The sequence below is a fragment of the candidate division WOR-3 bacterium genome (assembly GCA_039804025.1).
Lineage (GTDB): Bacteria > Hydrothermota > Hydrothermia > Hydrothermales > JAJRUZ01 > JBCNVI01.
The window spans coordinates 1-20,901 of the sequence record JBDRZP010000022.1; the positions used below are offsets into that span (position 1 = coordinate 1).

General features: G+C 27.2%; 21 protein-coding genes. 9 read left to right on the top strand and 12 right to left on the bottom strand.

The window, feature by feature from the left end:
- The 4 genes from ABIN73_08030 to ABIN73_08045 form a co-directional block, all read right to left on the bottom strand.
- On the bottom strand, nt 1–807 hold an 807-nt coding region (locus ABIN73_08030; protein ID MEO0269669.1), incomplete at its 3' end, for a carbohydrate binding family 9 domain-containing protein.
- Nucleotides 808–809: 2 nt separating this feature from the next.
- Nucleotides 810–2,339, bottom strand: a complete 1,530-nt coding sequence (locus ABIN73_08035; GenBank protein ID MEO0269670.1) for an ABC transporter ATP-binding protein — start codon at nt 2,337–2,339, stop codon at nt 810–812.
- A complete protein-coding gene (gene lanKC / locus ABIN73_08040; protein MEO0269671.1) occupies nt 2,336–4,978 on the bottom strand; it encodes a class III lanthionine synthetase LanKC in 2,643 nt (880 codons plus the stop codon). Before lanKC ends, ABIN73_08035 begins: the two co-directional genes overlap by 4 nt.
- 288 nt (nt 4,979–5,266) lie before the next feature.
- Entirely contained in the window at nt 5,267–6,265 is a 999-nt protein-coding gene (locus ABIN73_08045) for a sigma-70 family RNA polymerase sigma factor (GenBank protein ID MEO0269672.1), read from the bottom strand.
- A gap of 282 nt (nt 6,266–6,547) precedes the next feature.
- On the opposite strand from ABIN73_08045, the gene ABIN73_08050 reads away from it, so the two are divergent.
- Genes ABIN73_08050 through ABIN73_08060 form a run of 3 tightly spaced genes read left to right on the top strand, consistent with a single transcriptional unit; the run spans nt 6,548 to nt 7,755 of the window.
- Nucleotides 6,548–6,715, top strand: coding sequence for a hypothetical protein (locus ABIN73_08050; protein ID MEO0269673.1), 168 nt, complete (start codon nt 6,548–6,550; stop codon nt 6,713–6,715).
- Entirely contained in the window at nt 6,712–7,005 is a 294-nt protein-coding gene (locus tag ABIN73_08055) for a transcriptional regulator (GenBank protein ID MEO0269674.1), read from the top strand. The genes ABIN73_08050 and ABIN73_08055 overlap by 4 nt, the downstream gene beginning before the upstream one ends.
- Nucleotides 7,006–7,038: 33 nt before the next feature.
- Entirely contained in the window at nt 7,039–7,755 is a 717-nt protein-coding gene (locus tag ABIN73_08060; GenBank protein ID MEO0269675.1) for a hypothetical protein, read from the top strand.
- 1 nt (nt 7,756) lies between these two features.
- Here the strand turns inward: ABIN73_08060 and ABIN73_08065 are convergent, their stop codons facing one another.
- The 5 genes from ABIN73_08065 to ABIN73_08085 are packed head-to-tail and all read right to left on the bottom strand — an operon-like array spanning nt 7,757 to nt 12,437.
- Nucleotides 7,757–8,473 carry a hypothetical protein gene (locus ABIN73_08065; GenBank protein MEO0269676.1) on the bottom strand — a complete coding sequence of 239 codons (717 nt, stop codon included), beginning with the start codon at nt 8,471–8,473 and terminating at the stop codon, nt 7,757–7,759.
- The gene (locus tag ABIN73_08070) at nt 8,474–10,651 is read right to left on the bottom strand and encodes a carboxypeptidase-like regulatory domain-containing protein (GenBank protein MEO0269677.1); all 2,178 of its coding nucleotides are present in this window, start codon (nt 10,649–10,651) and stop codon (nt 8,474–8,476) included.
- A gap of 7 nt (nt 10,652–10,658) precedes the next feature.
- Nucleotides 10,659–11,195 carry a Mov34/MPN/PAD-1 family protein gene (locus ABIN73_08075; protein MEO0269678.1) on the bottom strand — a complete coding sequence of 179 codons (537 nt, stop codon included), beginning with the start codon at nt 11,193–11,195 and terminating at the stop codon, nt 10,659–10,661.
- A gap of 2 nt (nt 11,196–11,197) precedes the next feature.
- Nucleotides 11,198–11,710, bottom strand: coding sequence for a cyclic nucleotide-binding domain-containing protein (locus ABIN73_08080; GenBank protein ID MEO0269679.1), 513 nt, complete (start codon nt 11,708–11,710; stop codon nt 11,198–11,200).
- A complete protein-coding gene (locus ABIN73_08085; protein MEO0269680.1) occupies nt 11,694–12,437 on the bottom strand; it encodes a Rossmann-like and DUF2520 domain-containing protein in 744 nt (247 codons plus the stop codon). Before ABIN73_08085 ends, ABIN73_08080 begins: the two co-directional genes overlap by 17 nt.
- Before the next feature lie 20 nt (nt 12,438–12,457).
- On the opposite strand from ABIN73_08085, the gene ABIN73_08090 reads away from it, so the two are divergent.
- Nucleotides 12,458–13,495 carry a hypothetical protein gene (locus ABIN73_08090; GenBank protein ID MEO0269681.1) on the top strand — a complete coding sequence of 346 codons (1,038 nt, stop codon included), beginning with the start codon at nt 12,458–12,460 and terminating at the stop codon, nt 13,493–13,495.
- Here the strand turns inward: ABIN73_08090 and ABIN73_08095 are convergent.
- From ABIN73_08095 to ABIN73_08105, 3 genes are read right to left on the bottom strand one after another with little or no spacing between them, the layout of a single operon-like run.
- Nucleotides 13,492–14,526: an N-acetylneuraminate synthase family protein gene (locus tag ABIN73_08095; protein MEO0269682.1), complete on the bottom strand. Its 1,035-nt coding sequence runs from the start codon at nt 14,524–14,526 to the stop codon at nt 13,492–13,494. The genes ABIN73_08090 and ABIN73_08095 overlap by 4 nt on opposite strands.
- A complete protein-coding gene (locus ABIN73_08100) occupies nt 14,498–15,181 on the bottom strand; it encodes an acylneuraminate cytidylyltransferase family protein (GenBank protein MEO0269683.1) in 684 nt (227 codons plus the stop codon). The genes ABIN73_08095 and ABIN73_08100 overlap by 29 nt, the downstream gene beginning before the upstream one ends.
- The gene (locus ABIN73_08105; protein ID MEO0269684.1) at nt 15,171–16,214 is read right to left on the bottom strand and encodes a hypothetical protein; all 1,044 of its coding nucleotides are present in this window, start codon (nt 16,212–16,214) and stop codon (nt 15,171–15,173) included. Before ABIN73_08105 ends, ABIN73_08100 begins: the two co-directional genes overlap by 11 nt.
- 67 nt (nt 16,215–16,281) lie before the next feature.
- Here ABIN73_08105 and ABIN73_08110 point away from each other — a divergent pair, with 67 nt between their 5' ends.
- From ABIN73_08110 to ABIN73_08130, 5 genes are all read left to right on the top strand, one after another.
- A complete protein-coding gene (locus tag ABIN73_08110; protein MEO0269685.1) occupies nt 16,282–17,676 on the top strand; it encodes a B12-binding domain-containing radical SAM protein in 1,395 nt (464 codons plus the stop codon).
- A gap of 460 nt (nt 17,677–18,136) precedes the next feature.
- Complete coding sequence (locus ABIN73_08115; protein ID MEO0269686.1) at nt 18,137–18,883, top strand: hypothetical protein; 747 nt, start codon at nt 18,137–18,139, stop codon at nt 18,881–18,883.
- A gap of 48 nt (nt 18,884–18,931) precedes the next feature.
- Complete coding sequence (locus ABIN73_08120; GenBank protein ID MEO0269687.1) at nt 18,932–19,402, top strand: hypothetical protein; 471 nt, start codon at nt 18,932–18,934, stop codon at nt 19,400–19,402.
- A gap of 17 nt (nt 19,403–19,419) precedes the next feature.
- Nucleotides 19,420–19,917, top strand: coding sequence for an N-6 DNA methylase (locus ABIN73_08125; GenBank protein MEO0269688.1), 498 nt, complete (start codon nt 19,420–19,422; stop codon nt 19,915–19,917).
- Nucleotides 19,918–20,233: 316 nt separating this feature from the next.
- Complete coding sequence (locus ABIN73_08130) at nt 20,234–20,890, top strand: hypothetical protein (GenBank protein ID MEO0269689.1); 657 nt, start codon at nt 20,234–20,236, stop codon at nt 20,888–20,890.
- Nucleotides 20,891–20,901: the final 11 nt, after the last annotated feature.

Sequence of the window (20,901 nt, forward strand, 5' to 3'; positions counted from 1 at the left end):
ATTTAATGCATAATCTAAAACTAAATTCTGATAAATCCTTGTTTTTCCAGATAAACCAAGATTGAATCTAACATTTTCATTTTTGTAATTTATGCTATCTCTTATTCCAGTTTGAGAACTAATCAAATAGGGAATAAAATCATTTCTTTTTTCTTTTGAATAAATTCTTTCAGGAATTATAATTTCTGCAGCATTCATCCAAACAGATGGATTATCCTTTGGGATTGAAGGGAAAAAATAAATTTCAAAAGTTTCTCTTGGTCTTGTTCTTCCTAATACAATCTTCCACTCGTTTTTCTCCTTACTTTCAAACCTTATAGAGGAAAAGGGAATTTTGAATTCACATGACCAGAAAGAATCAGAAATAAATGATTTTACTTCAAAATATGTATCAAAAGACATATCTTCTGTTTCAATAGGTGTTGGACCTTTAGTTAAATCAGCCTGAACTCCTAAAGGGTTTGTTATAAAAACATAACCTTCTTTTCTTCCACCATAAGTATTAAGATATATTAAAACCATATCATCCATCCCAATTTCATCTCTTTTTGTTAGAGTTTTCCTTATAGTTTTAATATCATCATAGCATTTAAAGGCAAAGTATATATTCTCATTATCATAACCGATAAATACTTCAGTTTTGAAAGAAGGAATTTTCCCTTCTTCTGGTTGAAATTCAATAAATTCAGTTACTTTTGCTGCATTTTCCCATTCTTTATCAATTACACCATCTATTTTTGGACTTTCTTTGAATCTCTCAAGTGTTATTGTATAAGATGTTATTAAAATTAAAAAGAATAGGTTCATAATTACACCTCCTTTTTATTTTCTTTTAAATCTAAAATCCTGTCAAAAAATTGATGCCATTCATCGCCTTTATGCATTATAACAACAAGAGTTTTATCCCTTGATAAATCTAAAATATGTTTCATTAAAACTTTTGTGCTCTCTTTATCTATATTAGCAAGAGGCTCATCTAAAATATATAAATCTGCTTCCTTTGAAAAAATAAGAGCAATGGCTAATTTCTGCATATTGCCAATAGATAATTCATGAGGATATTTATCAACAAATTCCATCAATCCAAAATCTTTTAAAAGTTTCTCCTTAATAGGTAATTCTTTTATCTTTAATAAAGGAAATTCAAAAGGAAGTGTTAAAGAGGAAATTCTTGGGGGTAAAATAACATTTCCACTTTGCACTTTAAGTAACCCACTCATTATATTTGCAAGTGTTGTTTTTCCTGAACCATTTGGTCCTTTTATCAATATTTTCTCACCCTTTTTAATTCTTAATGAAAAATCTTTAAATACAAAATTTTTATCATAAGAAAAACAAACATTTTCTAAAATAACCTCATCTTTTACCTTATAAAATTTCACTTTTTCTTCCTTTTCAAATTCATATATCCTGTTTATTATTGTAAGACTTTTGTTTAATTGGGCAAATGGTGCAAAAAATTGAGAAACTGCTGTAACACTCCTCCAGAAGGCAGTTACAAAGGCTAAATAACCACCAAAAGTCATTTTCCCTTTTAACAAAAATATAGCACCTACTAATAAAGAACAAAAATCACTAATATTCATTATAAGATAAATACCCGTATTATAAGTAGTTATAATCTTGAAATTTCTGTAAAGAGCATTTAAATATTTATTGAAGGCAAAAATAGTTGATTCAAGAACTTTTCCGAGAAGATTTAAAATATTTACTGCTTTATATGAAGAAATATTTTTATTAAGAAAATTAATAAATTCGCTCTCTGTTTCCCTCTCAACTAAAGTTGCAGATTTTATCTTTTGAGATAATAAATTTGAAAAATATACAATAAATGGAATTAAAATAAACATAATAAGGGTAGCTTGCCAGGAAATATATATAAGAACAGAAGTAAATGCAATTACCCTTGTTAAATTGGTGCTTATATTTCTTATAGAGGATATAAAGAGGGGGAAAGCTTCCATTACATCTTTATAAACTCTTCCTATGAAATATCCTTCACCTTTTTGTAAAATATTTGCATAATCTTTATTATAAAAGGACATCAATGTTTTTTTAAGAATTTTACTTAAAATTTTATTTTCAAAAGATTTGCCCCATAGTTCAACAAAAAAAGAAATTAAATTAATAAATATGCCTAAAAATAAATACGAAGATATTAAAATAAAGAAAATTTTTAAACTTTTTCTGATAACTGCTTCATCAAAGATTAATTTTGTTAAAATGGGATGAAAGATTGCCTCTATTGCATAGATTAAACAAATGGTAAATATAAAAAGGGAAAATTCTTTATTTAACCCCTTTAAAAAATAAAAAACTTTTTTTATATTATCTCTCATGAAATTTGATCTAAAGTAAAATCTGCTTCATCAAGGGTTAAGACTCTATGAATTGTTCGCATAACACCAGCAATTCCTGTTGCATAATCACAGGAGATTCTAAAAAGATTATCCCCTGGAACAGCATATCCATCAGGAAAAGAAAGTAAATAAATATCTATAAGCCCTGTTAGAGGACGATTCATCATCTCCAAATATTGAACATCATTTGTGAAAATATAAACATCAATTAGAGTGTCAATAAAGCTTGATATTCCGAATAAAATTCCTGGAAAAACTGAATATTTTCTACAAATATCCGGAATCAACCTTTTTAATTTATTAAAAAATTTATATCTTAATAATACTTTGATAATTCCTGCGGTACCGCACTCTATGTAATGTTCTAAAGTTTTATCCCCTATTGCCTCAGGAAAACTTATAACATCTTTTTCTATTTTTCTTCCATTTTTTAAATCAAAAAAAACTCCCTTTATTCCATACTCAAAATACTTTTTTTCCTTAGTAACCTGATATAATCTTAATAAGAAAAGGGAAACTCCACTCTGTCCATATCCATATCCTAAATATACTTTATTTTCATATTCCCAAAAAATGCCCTTTTTATTTATTTTACTTACTTCAATTATTTTATTTCCATAATTTATTGCCCTTTCCAGAAACTTTGCCTCTGAAGTAATTAGATAAAAAAATAAATTGGTAAGTCCAATTCCTGCCATTCCATAAAAAAGGGAATGATTTTTAAATTTTAAAGGACTTTTTTCGGTAAGTTCAATTATCTTTAAAGATTTATCTTCATATCCTAATTCCCAGAGTGCCCAGGCAATTCCTGAAAGTCCTGTAATAAAACCAGGAGGATAGTCCTTTTCATTTACTCCTTTTAATTTTTTTTCTATCCAATAAAATGCCTTTTTAGGTATATCAAAATTACATTTTTTTAAAGCATATAAAATTCCGGTGGCACCAAAACCTAAAGAGAGAGAATTAGTGTGATAGAGAAAGGGATCGCTTGGAAATAACCTATCTTCCCTTTCATCCTCTATGTGATTAAGAATAAAATTTCCGAATCCTTCCACTATTTTTTGTAATCTTTCTTTACTTAATTTTTTTGTGATAAATCCTGCTTTTTTAACAACTTTATTTGAAGAAACCAGAGATTTTCTTACATATTTGGAAATATAAGGAATTTTATTAACATTTTCATTAACACTATTAATAAGAATATTTATACAATTGTAAATCCTTTTTGACCAGCCTAAATCTTTGAGTATCATTTTTAATACATTATCATAAAGATCTTTTCTAAGATCAGAAAATACATTTATAGGAAAAAGAAAATAAAACATAAGTGCACCCATACTGTAAAAATCAGCATTAAAAGAAAAGAAATTTCTATCCACTTTTCTAAAACCAGGGGTAAAAAGTAAAAATGGTTTATCAATTCCTTTTCTTATTGCACCTTCAAAGTCTATAAATTTAACCTTATAATTTTTTGGATTAACAATTACATTGTAAGGGGAAATATCACCTAAAATTATCCCTTTTGAATGAATAATTTCTAAAGCATCTAAAAAGTTTAAAAAAACTTTTTTATATATCTTGTAAAATTCTTTACTTTCCCTTGAGTTAAAATTTAATTTTAAAATAGGATGAAATTTTGAAAAAAATAATTCACGCAAATTTTTTTCACGGATATACTCCATAACTAAAAAAGTATGCTCCCATTCTTGAAATAATTCTATAGGTTTGGGTGCAATATTTGTATCTTTTAAAATTTTTAATATTTCGTATTCTTTATGCAAAAGGGTTACTGCGTCATTCCCCAAATTATCTTTACAAGTATAAGGTCTTGCCTCTTTTATTACTACATATTTATTTGAATTTCTATCTTTAGCTAAATAAACTCCGCCGGTATTGGAAAAATGAAGAGCCTTTTCAATTAAATACTGTCCATTTTTTAAAGCCAACTCGTTAGGCTCTTTATCTTCTAAAGGAAATGGATCTTTTACCCAAGGAGGAAGATTAAAATATGGGAGTCTCTCGTCTTTTATATATTCTCCATTAGGAGACACAATCATATATTCCTTCATTCCCATTATATCTACAAATGTAATTCTTTTAAATCCTCCGTATCTATAATATAAGACTTTGCAATCCTTATATCTTCTATCTGAAAGAATATAAGGTCCTTCTTCTTCTTTAAGTTCGCTATATAGAATTTCTATTATTTCTTTAAATTCATTTTCATTTGGATAAATAGTAATGAATTTTCCTGAAGCACTTCTTTGCCAATCCTTGAAATTCATCATGGAAAGAATTGTTTTATCCAGAGCAAATTTAAAAGGAATTTTTTTATCTATTAGAATTTTTGCAACTTTTGCAAGTATTCTTTCTGCATTATTTATGGTAGATGAAATATGAATTTTCCAGCCCTGAGTCATTATTTCTGAATTTAGAGGGAAAACATGAAACCATAAACCATCTCTTATTATTTTCCAATTTTCTTTTTTATTATTCAGTATTTGCATAATTATGTTTAAAAACTCATTAGAGGGGGAATACATATTTTCAAAAGGCTCATAAAATTTGTCTGAAAGTAAAGTATATAAATATTTTATAACATGCCTTTTACTTCTCATAATACATAAATTTTAAAAAAATATTTTAAAAGGGGCGAGGCTCCCTCGCCCCCACTTATGTTATTGCTCCCTTATTCTATCTCATTGCAGCAGTTAGCTATACTGCTAGTGAGACTTACAGGAGCCTTTGCGCTAGGCATTGCTACTGGTAATTTTTGTAGACTTAGTACTACTGCCATCTCACACCTCCTTTCTTTTACCCCTGAGTTGGACTTTAACCAATTTCTCAGGGTCTTATTATATATATAACAATTTAAAAAGCCTTTTCGGTTTTTTTTTTTTTTTTTTTTAACGAATCTGGAATTTTTTTATGATTAAAACTTTCTTATTATTTTTAGGAGAAAGAAAATTAATTTTCCCTTTTAAATAATCCTCTCCATTAAATATAAAAATTCTTTTCTTTGCCATCTGTTTTTTAAAATCCCTCAAAGAATTTTTGTTTGAAAAAATTACCAAAAGCTCATCCTCTTTAATATTTACATTCTCCAAATCTTCATATAATAAAATTCTTATAAAACAGAATCTGCATTTTAAAAAAATTGAAAAATCCTTTCTCTTATATTCTTTTAAATCACATGAGCTACATTCACATAAATATTTCAAAAAATTTCTTAAAATATCTAAAAAATCCTTCGCCTTAATTAACCTGTATAAACTCATATATTTTTTCATATATAAAATATTCTTTCGTCTCCAATCTTTATAATAATCTTTATTATCTTTTCTCCATTTAATAAAATAATCAGGATTTCTCCTTCTCCAATTTTCCCGAAGTTCTTTCACCTTCTCTTTATTCTCATTTAACCACTTCCTCCTTAATTCATTTCTACTTCTTTTTAAAGGATTAATTTTACTCCTTATCTCACTCCATATATCCTTCATTTTTTCATAAGAAATATTCAATTTTTCTGAAATTTCTTTTAAATTAAACCCTTGCCTTATTAAATTTATAATCCATAACTCTTTTTCATTTAATCTTTTGTATAAATTATTTTCAAATCTTCTTAAAAATTCATCACTTCTTACTTCATTTAAAATCTCAATTTCCTCATAATCTTTTAAAATTAATCTTTTTTCCTTTTTTAAATAATTTAAAAAATGATTTTCCAAGGACTTAAAAAAATAATTCCTAAACTCCATTTCATCCCCTTTAAATTTTTCTTTACATTTTTGAAAACATATAAAAGCTTCTCCTAAAAGATCATCTTTATGATGAAAAAAATTATATTTTTTACAAAAATTTAAAATTTTAATATTGATTTCTTTTAAATATTCTTCAAAATTCATATTTAAAGCAAATTATAATAATATTCAAAATAAATTATAATATTAATATGTTAATTTTATCAAAAATGCTTGAGAGGTAAGAAAATTTCAAAAAAAATTGGAAAAATTGATAAGATTAATTTAACTATCAGTCTGAAAGAATTAATTTTAATGAGATCTGAAGTTTGCTTAAAGATTATATTTTTAAGACTTGAAATTTTATTTTTTTTACAGTATAATTTATATTACAAATTAATTTGTAAATAAAAGGTTCAAATCCTGTAAAACAAAAATTTTTAAAAAATGGAAAATAAAAAATCACTAAAAAGTGCAGGTCCCATGATATTTTTAGGTTTTCTTTTTATCGGATTGGGAATAGGCTTTCTTTTCGGAAAAGTTGCTGTAGGTTCTTCTATAGGTATGGGTTTCGGTTTTATACTTTGGGGAATTCTCTATTTTCTTAAAAAATGAAATTCAAAGAACTTGACCCAATAATTCATGAAAAAACAAGGCTTTCAATACTCATTTATCTTCTGCAGAATAAAGAAGTAGATTTTTCAACACTTAAAAAAATTACTGATACTACTGAAGGAAACCTTTCCTCTCATTTGAGGGTGCTTGAAGATAATAAATTAATTGAAGTTAAAAAAACTTTTGTGGGCAGAAGACCAAAAACTTTTTATAAATTATCTGATTCAGGTAAAAATAAACTTTTAGATTACCTTGATAAACTAAAGAAAATTTTAAAAGAAATAAAATAGGGTTCAAATCCCCCTTAAATTTTTATATAAAATATGAAAAAAGAAATTGAAGAAATCCTTGAAACCATAGATATACTTAAATATATCTCTCAGAGAGCTAAAAAAGAAATTAAACACTTTGCTATATACATGATAATATTCGGGTTTTATATTTCAACCTGTGTTTTTATAACTCTTATAACAGGAAAATACATTTTATGGTTTTATCTTTTGCCTCTTGCCTTCTTTTTCTCTACAATCCACGTTTCAGGCATAATTTTCTCTATTTTAATATGGGGAATCTTTTCTATAATCTATTTCTTTATAATTCCAAAACTTGGAATACCCCTATATATTTCTGCAATTTTTATTGGAATTCTTATTACCTTTGGTTATTACATGAACTACTACATAGGAATTAAAAGAAAAACTTATAAACCTCTCAATTCAAAATTAAGTGTAATTCCTAAAATAGGCATTTTCTGGGGATTTGCCTTTGCTGGAATTATATTTAATATCTTTCTTTTTTATAATGTTATTGGAGAAGATATAAATAAAATTGTCAATCCCCTTTATAGCTACACAACCGGAATGGGTCTTTTTGTTACAGGATTTGTTCTTCCATTTTTTTATATTCTTGGAATTATAGAAGTTATATTTATTCCTCTTCTTAATTATATGAATAATGCCTTAGCCTATATCACCAATGGGATTGTTGGTTTACTTATGGCATTTTATTCTATTTACCTTTTAAAAAAGAAAGAGAAATAATTTATTTCTTTATATAAAAACTTTTCCTTCTTTCTACATATGCTCCAAAAACACCCTTTACCCACTCTTCCTCTATCCTATCACTCCTGTTTAAATTCCAGTAATAAAGATCTTCATTTTCAGCCCTGACATAAACCCTGTAAATACCCTCAGATTTAAATGCACTTTCCCTCCTGAAAAGATCAAAGAGAGTATCAGGTGAGAAAAAAATATAAAAAAGTGAGTCCGGAGTATTCTCTAAATAAATAACATAAAATTTCGCTCCTTCACTTTTATTCCATATAAGTAAATTGTTAGAAGGAACATAAATCGTATCGTAAATGGGATAAATTATATTAAAATCAGTTGGAACCTTTGTAACCTTGAGAAGCTCCCTTGAATCAGGAAACTCAATTTTAAGGGTACAATCTGTACCTGAGGGAACATAAAAAGTATCATAATATACAAGATATTCATTTGAATCTATGTCACTAACTATTTTTTCTTTAAATAAATATTCTTTACCCCCAAATTTTATTTTAACAGAACACCCAGAAACACCTTGTGATGGAACTTCATCTGGACTATATAACCTATCAACAAAAACAATCTGCTCTTCAATTTTTTTACTTGACTTTAATACACACCAAACAATGTAATCCGGAATAATCACCTTTTCTATTTCTTTTTTACAGGAAATAAAAATTAAAGTCAAAAGAAAAATTTTTAATCTTTTCATCTAAAAAATAATTTTTATTTCAAAACTTGGAACAAAGGGAATTTGATATAATTCTCGCCTTACAGGTGGTTCTTTATCATAATCATAATAATATAAAAATACATTTTTTCTATTGTAAACATTTATTATACTCAAGGAATAAAAGCCCTTAATTTTTTTTATTTTGAAATCCCTTGAAAGGGAAATATCAAGCCTGTGATAAGGTGGAAACCTTACACTATAAGGATAGGATTCAATTTCATCCCATATAACCTTTGGATATCTATCTGGATATGGATTATAAAAGAATCTATACCTTTTAATAACATCTGTGAAGGGTGAACCAGTTGTATATAAAAAATTTAACCCCAGATCTAAATTGAATATTAACTTATAAAATAAACTTAAAGAAAAATTGAAGGTTTTATCCCACCTCATTGAATGATATTTGTTTTCCTTTTCAAATTTTCCGTGAGACTTTAATACTGTCAAACTTAAATTAAAATTTAATTTTCCAAAGGTCTTTTCAATAAAAGAATCAAAACCGTAACTTTCTCCTTGCCCTTTTAAAAACAAGGTTTTATCAGGATTTAATGGGTCATAACTTTTTATTTCATAGTCAAGAATGTAATCATACTTCTTGTAAAAGATTTCAAAATCAATTTTACCCCAATCTGGCAAATAGGAAATTCCTGTTATATAATGTTTTGAATTCATTGGCCTATAACCATCAAAAATTGTTACCCAGTAATAAAAGGGATCAAAAACTTCTGAAAAGTTAACAGCTATTAGATACTGATTGAAAACTCCTGTTGCAAACTTTATTGCAAGGTTTTCCCTCAGAAAATATTTTAAATTAATTCTTGGTTCTATTCTAAAACTTTTAGCATTTCTCTCGGGTGTTTCCTTGATTCTTAAATAAAAATAATTTGTCCTTAAACCCGGATTAATTCTTAAATTATTTACTTTGAAATTTAATTCAGAAAAGAAAGAAAGGATGTGAGGATTTCCTTTATCAAGTTGTTTAATACCAAAAATATCATTCTGAAATTTTCCATTTAGATTCTCATATTCAAAACCAAAAGTTTTATCAAAACTTCCCTTAAACTCTCCCTTCCATTTTAAACCAGCTATGGAAACAGGATTCCAGAGGGAAATAAACTCTCCTATTTTAAAATAACTGAAAAAAGAAGAGAAAAATAAATTTATTTCATGAAAGTTTTTTCTATGTATATAAAAAGTTCTAAAGGAAAAACCATCATTTCCCCATTTTAAAAGGATTTCATCTTTTTTCTGATAAAATAAATCTCTACTTGTAATGTAGGAGAATTTAAATCTTAAAGAGGGTGATTTTTCAATCTGATAGGAAGATAAAATATCAAAAAAATGATAGGGAAATTCAAAATCCCTGTTTATCAAAGAAATATATTTATCAAAATAGGTTCTTCTCAAAAAAACAAGGTAATTTCCCTTAAAAAGCTTTCCTTCATTTAAAAGGCGGAAAGATAAAAAACTTAAAGCTAATTCAAAATTTATTTTTTCTGAATTACCAGGTTTTATTTCAGCATATAAAAGAGAGGATAAAGCATTTCCAAATTGAGCCCCATAAGCTCCCCTATAAAATTCATACCTTGAAAGTGCTGAAAGATCAAAAACCGAGAAAATTCCACCCAGATGATAGGGGTTATAAAGGGGAATTTCATCAATAAGTGTTAAATTTTCCTGAGGAGAACCACCCCTAACAGAGAACCTGCCTGATAAATCTGTTACCTGAACCACACCAGGTAAGGTGGAAACTGTTCTTAAAAGATCTCCTTCAATAAATTTTGGAAGTCTCTTTAAAATTTCTGTTTCCCTTTTTACGGCAGAAGCCCTTTCCTCTTCAAATTCCTTTTTTCTTGAATAAATGATAATTTTTTCAATTTCTATTTCAATCTGATTTAGCTCAACATTTAAAATTTTATTCTCTCCTTCCCTTAATTCCACTTCTAAACATTTTTCCTCATAACCAACAATTTTAAAACATAAAAGATATTTTCCTTCTTTTAATTTTGAAATAACATAAAAACCCCTTTCATCTGTAAGTGTTCCTTTATTTAAATCCTTTATATAAACAAAAACAAAAGGAAGAGATTCACTTGTTTTTTTATCTATCACCCTTCCAGAAATACTTGAAAAGGCTATAAGAATTTTAAACAAAATCATTTTAAGTATTAATTGCCATAAGAAAAGGACAGTTTATATGTAGTTTTTTATAACTCAAATTTTTATGACAATAATAACCTGAAATTTCAAAGCTAAAATTGAAAATTGAACCCCTTAAAATTTTTCTTTTTATGCTATAAGACCAGGCTCTTTCTCTTTTACTTTCATTAACTGAAACTATAATGTATACTTTACCTACTTCCATATCCAGAATATCATCACCTGAAGGAGAAGATTTTCCCTTTATTCCTCCAACCATTGGATGGGAATGAAAATCTCCTATAACTTTAAGATTTTCAATTTTTAAGGAATTAATTAATTGAATTATTCTTTTTTCTCTCTTTGCTATAGGCGCAACACTGTAAGGAGACTTTTTTACAATCTGTAAAACCTGCGCATCCTCAACAATTATTTCCCTATTATTAAAATAACCAAGTATAAGACCATAACATTCATAGTGATAAGATTCTGCTGAGGCAAGTATCATTTCAAGGAAAGCTGGAGGTTTCAAAATAATAACATCTGGTGATAAATTCATAGTTAAAAAATAAAACCCTCTTTTAAATTTTCTTTTAACTGATTAAGTTCATCTTTTTCTATTTTATCTTTTTTTAAATATTCAGATACAATAAGATTCATATTGCTTAACCTTTCTGCTATAATTCTTGAAATTGAAAATAAAATCTCAATGTAAGGTTTTTCTCCTTTTAAAATTTTTTCCTCAAGAAGTTTTCCATCAATTCTAAAAAAAACTGAATCCTTACTTGCCCTTAAAGTTGCTGTTCTTCCACTCTTTAGAAGAAAAGAAAGCTCACCTATTATTGCTCCTTCCTTTAACTCTGCAATTTTTACAAGTTCTTTTCCCTTTAAAATTTCAGCTTCACCTTCAACAATTATATATAAATCCTCTCCTTCTGAACCTTCCTTAAAAAGTATTTCGCCCTTTTTAAGATATATAAAAGACGCAATTGAAGAAATATCATCTATACCCTTTTCACCTATACCTTTAAGTAAGGGGTGATTTAAAAGGAAATTTTTATAAGTTTCTTTCATTTAAAATTTTCTCTGTTAAATAATTATAAATCTTGTATAAATCTTTTTTAAAATTTTTTAATATTTTCCTGTGAAGTTTTATTGTTTTTAAATCCTTTCTTCTCGCAGGACCTGTTAAAGAGTTTTTTGCTCCTTTTGAAAGGACATTTTTAAAGGATGCATTTATTATTGGTTTTAAAATTTCTCCTTTTAATTTTAAACCTTCGAGGATTTCCTCTGCCTTTAAAATTGAATATACGGGAAAATTTGAGGCAAAAACACAGGCGATATGAATCAAAATCTGCTCTTTATCCTCCATTTTTATTATTTTAAAATCCCTTGAAAATAATTTTTTTAAGATTTTATAAGTTTCTTCATCCCCTGAAAATGTTGTATATATATTTTTAAAACTTCCTTTACTTCTTTCAGGAAAAGTTTGAATTGGATGAAGTTTACCTATAAAATTTCTTTTTTTCTTTAAAGGCTCAAGAATTGATAAAGGTGTTGCACCTGAAAGATGAATAAAGTGTTTCCCTTTAATCCCTTTTATTTTACTTATTTCTTTAACCCTTAAAGAAATAAGATCATCCTTAACAGTTATGAAAATTAAATCTGAATTTATAACTAAGTCCTTTAAATTTCCTTTCCCTTTTGTTACTGAAAATATATTTACCTTAATAGATTTTTCCCTCAAAAGGTCATAGAGGGAACTTCCAACTTTTCCAAATCCAATAATTCCTGCTTTCACAATATATATTATAATTAATTATGAAACTCTTCTCTATAAAAGAAAAAATTTTAAAATCCTTAAATAACATGGATTTTGACGAGGAAATTTTTTTAGATGTATTTAAATTTCAGTATGATAACAATGAAGTATATAAAAAATTCTGTGATAGGTTTAATAAGGATAAAAGCAAGGTAAAAAATTTTGAGGATATTCCTTTAATGCCTGTTAGATTCTTTAAAAAATATGAGGTTAGGTCAATTAAAGAAAAACCAAAAGTTATTTTCCTTTCATCTGGAACAAGTGAGTTTTTAAGGTCAAAATCCTTTTATGTGGATACTGAATTTATAAATAGAAGTATCCTTATTTCCTTTAAACATTTTGTTTTGCCTGATGATTTAAAAACTAACTTTTATATATTTTTTGAACCTTTTGAAAAAAGGAATAATTCCTCCCTTTCCTATATGCTTTCCCTTGTTGCAAAAAATTTTTCAAAAAATTTTTATTTTGTGTTTGATAGAAAAGATTATAAGGATGCTCTTAAAAAAATGAAAAGAGAAAAGAAAAAAATAGTATTACTTGGAACAACCCTTTCCCTTTATGCTTTTGCTATTTTTTTAAAGGAAAATAATGAAAAAATTTTTTTAAAGGAAGGCTCAAGAATTATGGATACAGGTGGATGGAAAACTAAAAGGATTTTATTAAAGGGAAAAGATTTAATAAAGATTTATAAAGAATTTTTTAACATTGATGAAAATTATGTTATAAATGAATATGGAATGTGTGAAATTGCCTCACAGTTCTATGATATAACTTTAAGAAAATTTATTTTTGAAAACAAAAAGGTAAGATTTAAATCTTCTTTACCCTTTTTAAGATTTAGAATTTTAAATGAAGAGGGAAAATTAAGTAATAAGGGCTTAATAGCAATTTACGACCTATTCAATCTTGAAACCTGTTCTTTTCTTTTAACACCTGATATGGGAAAAATTAAAGGAAAAGGTTTTGAAATAATTGAAAGGGTTGATGAGGAATTAAGGGGCTGTGCCTTAATAAGTGAAAGTATTCTTTTTAACTAATCCTCTAAATCCTCTTCAAAAAGGGGTTCAAATTTTCTTTTGTCTCTTTTTAACTTTTTCCCTAAAACTTCAAAAACTCTGTCAGGAGTTATGCCTTTTATTGGTCTTAAAGTTACAATATCACTTTTTTCAATTATTTCTCCTTTTCTTTTATCCCTTTTCAAATAAATTGATCTTCTTGCAACTTTTTTTACTTCAATTTCACTTTTTGTTATTCTTTTAATTCCATCACCGAGCATTTTTTCTGTTAGTCTTATATTTTTAACCCATAAAAAGAGCTCTTCAGGTGAAAGGGAAGCCTGATGATCTGGACCAGGAAGACCCTTCCATAGAGTGAAGTGTTTTTCAATAATTTTTGCTCCAAGAGAAACTGCAATACAACTTGCAAGATATCCTTCTGAATGGTCTGAAAATCCTATTATTGCATCTGGAAACTCCCTTTTAAAATTTTCAATAACTTTCAAATTGAGTTCATCAAAAGGTGCTGGATATTCTGATGTGCATTGAAGTATAGCAATTTCAGGAATTTTTCTTTCTTTTAGAAATTCATAAGTTTTTTTTACTTCTTCCCAATCTGCCATTCCTGTTGAAATTATAACTGGTTTTTTAAAATCTGCTATTGCATCGAGAAGATAAAAGTTATTTAAGTCTGTGGAACTTATTTTAAAAAAAGGAACACCAATTTCATTTAAAAATTCTGCTGATCTTATATCATAAGGGGTTGAGAAAAATAAAATTCCAATTTTATCACAGTAATTCTTTATAATCTTAAAATCTTCAAAGGAAAGTTCCAGTTTCTTACACATCTCATACATATCCTCTGATTCATCTTTTCTTTTCTGATAGGGTGCTTTCTCTGTTCCTCTTGAAATAACCTCTTCTGTTATGAAGGTCTGAAATTTAACAGAATCACAGCTTGCCTTTTTAGCAAGATCACATAAATAAAGGGCTAAATCCCTTGATCCATTATGGTTATCACCTGCTTCTGCTATTAAAAAAGTTTTATCTTTTGTTAGATCTTTCAGTTTCATTTTTTAATTTTAAAATAATTTCAGCCATTTTTAAATCATATATTGTGTCTATATCAATAGATTTTTCCCTTGGCATATAGTATATGGTTAATTTTTTTCCGTAAAAGGTTTTTTCCTTTAAAAGAGCTTTATATTTTGCTATAAAAATAGCTCCATTTGGTAAGAATAGTTTTTTTCTGAATTTTTTTGAAAAGTAAAAATCAAAGAATTTGTTTTTTTTATAAATTGCCCATTTAAAAGGTTTTTCAAAATCAGTAACACTTACAAGAAAATCAGCTCTTTCCCTTTTTATTTTATCAAAAGCCTTTAATATATCATTTTTATCCCTTAAAGGTGATGTTGGTTGTAATAAAAAAATATAGTTAAATTCTTCTTTTAATTTTTTTAAAACATGAAATACTGCACTAATTGTTTTTGCTTTGTCGCCTGATAATTTTGAAGGCCTCTTGATAACATCTACCCCTTTTTCTAAACTTAATTTTTCTATTTCCTCAGAATCAGTTGAAATAACTATTTTGTCAAAAATTCCGCTTTTTAATGCCTCTTCAATTGTATATAAGATAAGTGGTTTTCCAAGAACTGGATAGATATTTTTATTTTTAAGCCTCTTTGAAGAGGCTCTTGCAGGTATTATACAGAGCAATTTATTCTTCAAGTTTTTTAATAAACTCCTCCTTTAATTTTGCAATAAATACATTTGTTTCCCTCTCAGTTTCTCCCTTTCTGTTTGAACAGAAAACAAGGTATTTTCCATCCCAAGAAAACATTGGAAAAGAATCAAAACCTTCAAAATAAGTTATTCTTTCAAGATCACTTCCATCTGTTTTCATTATATAGAGGTCAAAATTAAAGGGTTTATCTTTATCAAGGTTAGCAGAAAAAATAATGTATTTACCCTTTGGATGGGGAAAGGGTGCAAAGGAAATTTTTCCAAAGTTTGTCAATTTTTTTATTTCTGAACCATCCCTTTTAACCATATAGATTTCAAGTCTTGGAGGTGCGACGATATTTTTTTCAATAAGTTCTCTATAACTTTTTAACTCTTCCTCATTTTCAGGATAAAAGGCTCTGTAAACAATATACTCGTTTCCTGGCATAAAATAGGGTCCACCTTCATAACCATACAGATTTATAACTTTTTTAACTTCACCATTTTCTGGGTTTAACATATATATACCAATATCACCATCCCTTAAAGATGTAAAAACTATTTCTCCCTTTTCATTTACAGTTGCTTCAGCATCATAAAAAGGGTTATCTGTTAACTTTTTAAGCTCTTTTTTTTCTAAATTAAACATAAAAATATCATAGGGGAATACTGGCCAGTAATATCTTTTTATATCAAGTTTTGGAACTTCAGGACAATCAGGTGATAAATGATGTGTTGAGGAATATATAATATTTTTACCGTCTGGCATAAAATAAGCACAAGTTGTTCTACCCTTACCCGTTGAAACAAGGTTATACTTTTTCTTTTTTAAATCGTATATAAAAATCTGGTCGCACATATATTTTTTGTAATCACTTCTCTGAAAGATGATTCTTGTATTATCAAAGGAGAAATAGGCTTCAGCATTATCACCACCTGATGTAAGTTTTTCAATATATTCAAAGTATTTTTCTTCTCCCTTGTAAATAAACTCTCTTATTTCTAATTGTTGGAGGATCAGATAAAAAATTACTATCATCCTGTTCGTTTAACTTTTTAAAAAGAGAATTGAACTCTTATTATTTTAAAGATATTATTTTAAGAAAATGAAAAAGAATTTTAAAATTCTCCTTGTAAATCCCTGGGTAACTGATTTTTCTTTGTATGATTTCTGGATCAAACCCCTTGGTCTTTTAGTGTTGGGTAGTATTTTAAAAAGAGAGGGTTTTAAGGTTTTTCTTCTTGATTTTCTTGATAGGCACAATCCCTTTTTCAGGGAAAAATTAGGTGAAAAGGATTTAAAGAAAATAAAGGATAAAAGTTTCAGTACCGGAAAGTTCCCTTCAAAAGAAATTGAAAAACCCTCTTTATTAAAGGATATAAAAAGAAAATATAAAATTTATGGATGGTATGAAGATATTTTAAGAGATTATTTAAAAAATTTTGATAATTTTGATTACATTCTTATAACAAGTGGAATGACTTACTGGTATCCTGGGATAAGGAAAACAATTGATTTTTTGAAGGAATTTTATCCTCAATCTATATACATACTTGGAGGAAGGTATGTTTTTCTATGCAGAGAACATGCTGAAAAAAATTTTTACGATACAATCATTATTTATGAAAGAAAAATAAAAAATATTTTGGAAAAATTATCAAAAATAATGGATGTAGAAATTAATATTGAGAAGTATTTAAAAAGGGATAATATCTGTTTTGACATTTATTTTGATTATCCAATTTTAAAACATTTTGCAATTTTAAGGTCTTTTGGGTGTCCTTTCAGTTGTTCCTATTGCGTATCAAACCTTTTGTTTCCAGAGTTTTATGAGCTTGGGGATGAAAAGATAATAGATGAGATAGAAAGGATAAATAAAATTAAGGGAGCAAAGGATTTAGCCTTTTACGATGATGCACTTTTATACCCCAAAGAAAAATTTAAAAATTTTTTAAAAAAATTAATAGAAAAAAATCTTGATATAAGAATTCATACTCCTAATGCAATTCATGCAAGGTATATAGATGAGGAGATGGCTTATCTTTTAAAGAAAGCAAATTTCAAGACAATAAGAATAGGATTTGAAACAATCAATGAGAAAAAACTTGAAAAAAACTGGTCAAAAAAGCTTACTTTAAAACACTTTGAGGATGCAATTACAAATTTAAGTAAGGCTGGATTTGATGAAATAGGAGCTTACATTCTGATAGGGACAGAGGAAGATGATTTTGATGAAATTATGAAGAGTTACGAATATCTTTATAATAAAAAGATAAAAATTTATCCTGCTCAATTTTCGCCTGTGCCTTCAACAAATTTTTTTGATAAAGATACGGACCCTCTTCTTTCAAATAAATCCCTTTATTTTAAAGGTAATAAGGATATAGGTTTTGAACTTTACGAAAAAATAAAAGATTTTGCAAAAATTTTAAATAAGAATATAAAAGAGAACTTTTCTTTCAAGGAACTTATGAAAAAATTTTTTAATAAAAAATTTTAAAGAGATATTAGATAATGGGAAAAGGTAAAAATCGCAGGCTAAAGCCTGCGCCTACCTTTTTTAATTTTTTTAACATTTATTACCATATTCTATAATTTTATGGTAGCCGCACCCTTTAGGGTGCGCAAAAATTCACTATTAAAATACCAGATCCAAAAGCAAAAAAATCTTTTTATGCAAAAATGGGTAGAGTAAAGGTATATTTTCTGTGCAGTTCTTTTAAAGACAAAGTTTGGTTTTGCTTATGCTTACAAATCTTTATAAGGTGAAATGCAAAAGATTTTATGAGAAAATGTTTATGTTGAAAGATTTAAAGAGGACTATACAAAAAACATTTTGTAGGAGGCACTCCTAAAAATCTTATTGAGCCAGAAAAATTCAGTATATTTATATATTAATAATCCTTATCAGTCTAAAATGTTATGGTATTCTACAACCAGTTGATAAAATCGTGCAATTTATGGTAAAATTAAAAGGAGGAGCAAAAATGGGTATCAAAATAAAGAAATATATAGACTTGTTAAAAGTAGAAATTTCTCGGCTAAATAATAAAGCCGTAAGAATAGAGGATGATCAACTACTTTATTCTCTGAAAAAATATTATTCTCGCGATATTTCTTTTTATCACCAAAATGTTTTTGGAGAATTGGGTAGAGCTTTGGCAATTCTTGATTTAATCAAAGAACATAAAATTCCACCTAAATCTATCTCCTTAGAAGAAAAATCCATTGTTGGGTCACCATCAAAAAGAATAGATATTAAAATAGAAATAAGCGATGTTTATAATGAAAGAAATTGTATAGCTTTAGTAGAATGTAAAACCTCTATTCATAAAGTTACTGATTTAGAATTTACTAATTATTTTAAAAGACAACTTTATAATATTGCTCATTCTTATGCAAAAGATCCTAAACAACCATATCCGTTAATTTTGATTGCTTATGAAATTTCATTTGATAAAAATACCATTAACATTTTCTATAGATGGTTTTATTATCCTGAAATTGAAAAAACGATAGAAACTGGACAGATTTCTTTAGATGAAATAATCAGTAAAAACTCTCCATTTGCTTATGGTATTTCTCCACAAGTATTTGGCGACAGAGTTTATTTCTATAAAAAGCCTTTGACGAAAGATGAATTGTTAGAGGTTAAAGACCCAAATCAACTTAAAAATTTACTAAAAGAAAAATTACATCAAGGATAAAAAAATTATGGTATTGTAGAAGATAAGGCTTTTGACACAATTATTAATTTGCTTCTTGCTAAGACCTTCGATGAAATTCAACTTCTAAAAAAAGAAAATAAAGAACCTGATTTTCAAGTAAAACCAGAAGATTATCTAAACAAAGCGGCTTTTTATAATAGAATTAAATATTTACTTGAAAATGCCTTAATCCAGCTTTTAGGTGAAGATCCAAAAGAAGCAAAAAATAAAGAATTGATAGACCACAAAGATAAAGAAAAAATCTTATTAGATATAATTCCCTATCTTCAAAGAATAAAACTTAGAAGTTTAAGATTTTTAGGCGAGGACTCTGTAGGAGATGTATTTTTAGATTTTATGCATTCAATTTTTAGGCAAAGTAGAGGTCTGTTTTTTACCCATCCGAATATTTGTAGATTTGTTTGTAAGGCTCTCAATATTCAGAAGGCAGGAGAAGAGCTTAAAAAAGGAATTATAAATATATTCTTGATCCTGCATGTGGCTCTGGAACATTTTTAATTGAGGCTTTAAGATTAATTTTTAAAGATTATCGGATTGAAGATATAAAAGAAAATGCATTAAAAATTCTTTTTGGTATAGATAATGAACCAAGAGCTACAGCTTTGTGTAAAGTAAACATGGTTATTCATGGCGATGGCTCGGCTAATGTATATACAAGAAACGTTCTTCTTCCATTAGATAATTTACCTTTACCATTCATAAAAGAGCCTTATATTTTGAGAGACCAAGGTTGCACTGCGGAAAGTTTAAAAGAAAATTATGGAGTAGATTTTATTATAACTAATCCACCCTTTAGTTTAGAAATAAGACAGGACCAATATAATCATTTTAAGATGAAAGAAATTCTAAATTTCAAGAAGGGTATTACTAATGCGTCAGAATGCCTTTTTGCTGAAAGATGGTATCAATTGCTAAATCCAAATGGAAGATTGGGAGCTGTTTTACCATTCTCGCTTTTGATAGTGACGAATATTTCAAAGCAAGATTATTATTTTTATGTTATTTTAGAATAGTGGCTATTGTGGGATTACCAGAACATGCGTTTGCACCTTATACCAACAAAGAACAGTATTAGTATTTGCAAAAAAAAGATCTTTAAAAGATAGTAATCGATTATTTAACAAACTTCATACAATATATGAATTTATAAATGATGTTAAAGATGAAAAAATAATTTTTTATGATGCAAAGGACATTGGATACATAAGAATAAAAAAGAAAAAAACTGTCAATACAATAAATATTGAAGAAAATGATTTAATTGATGAAATAGCGGATATAATTGCTAAAGCTTTTGAAGAAAATTACCAAGAAAATCCTCAAATTGTATTGGAAACATTAGGAGAAATCTATAATAAAGATAAAAGACTTGTTTTAACTCCCACATTTCTAAGTAGTTATGGTGTTTCAAGATTATTAAAAGAAATCAACCTGGCTCAGGAATGGGAAATTGGTGAAATAGAAAAAACTAATAATATTAATATGAACAATTTATTAATATGTGAGACCGGAGATATAATACTCGGCGGTGTTGGAATTATTACTCCTAAAAATTTAAACCATACAACTGCTACTAATAAGGCAAGAATAAAAAGAAAGATAAGTTTAGGTAAATTTGGACTTTTAAGAGAGGGAGATATAATTATTGCTCCCGTAAGAATCTATCAGAAAAAGATAGGTGTAATTACCAAATCTGCCACAAAATTTCTATTTTCTAAGGATTTTATTGTGCTAAGAAGAAAAAAGACAAATTTAGAAGAATCATTTTCTTTGTTTTTATCTTTAATTCAAGATGCAAATATAAAACAATTAGAAAGTATATCTACCATCGGCAAGAAAGGCTATCCTAAAATTAAAAACAAAGAAAAAATTTTGCAAGTGAAATTTTATAAAATAGAAACTCCTACTCAAAAAATAACTGAACTAATTGAACTTTATGATCGCATTTATAGAGATATATTTTTAAAACTTTACTCCGTCTTCTAAAGAAAAAAGAT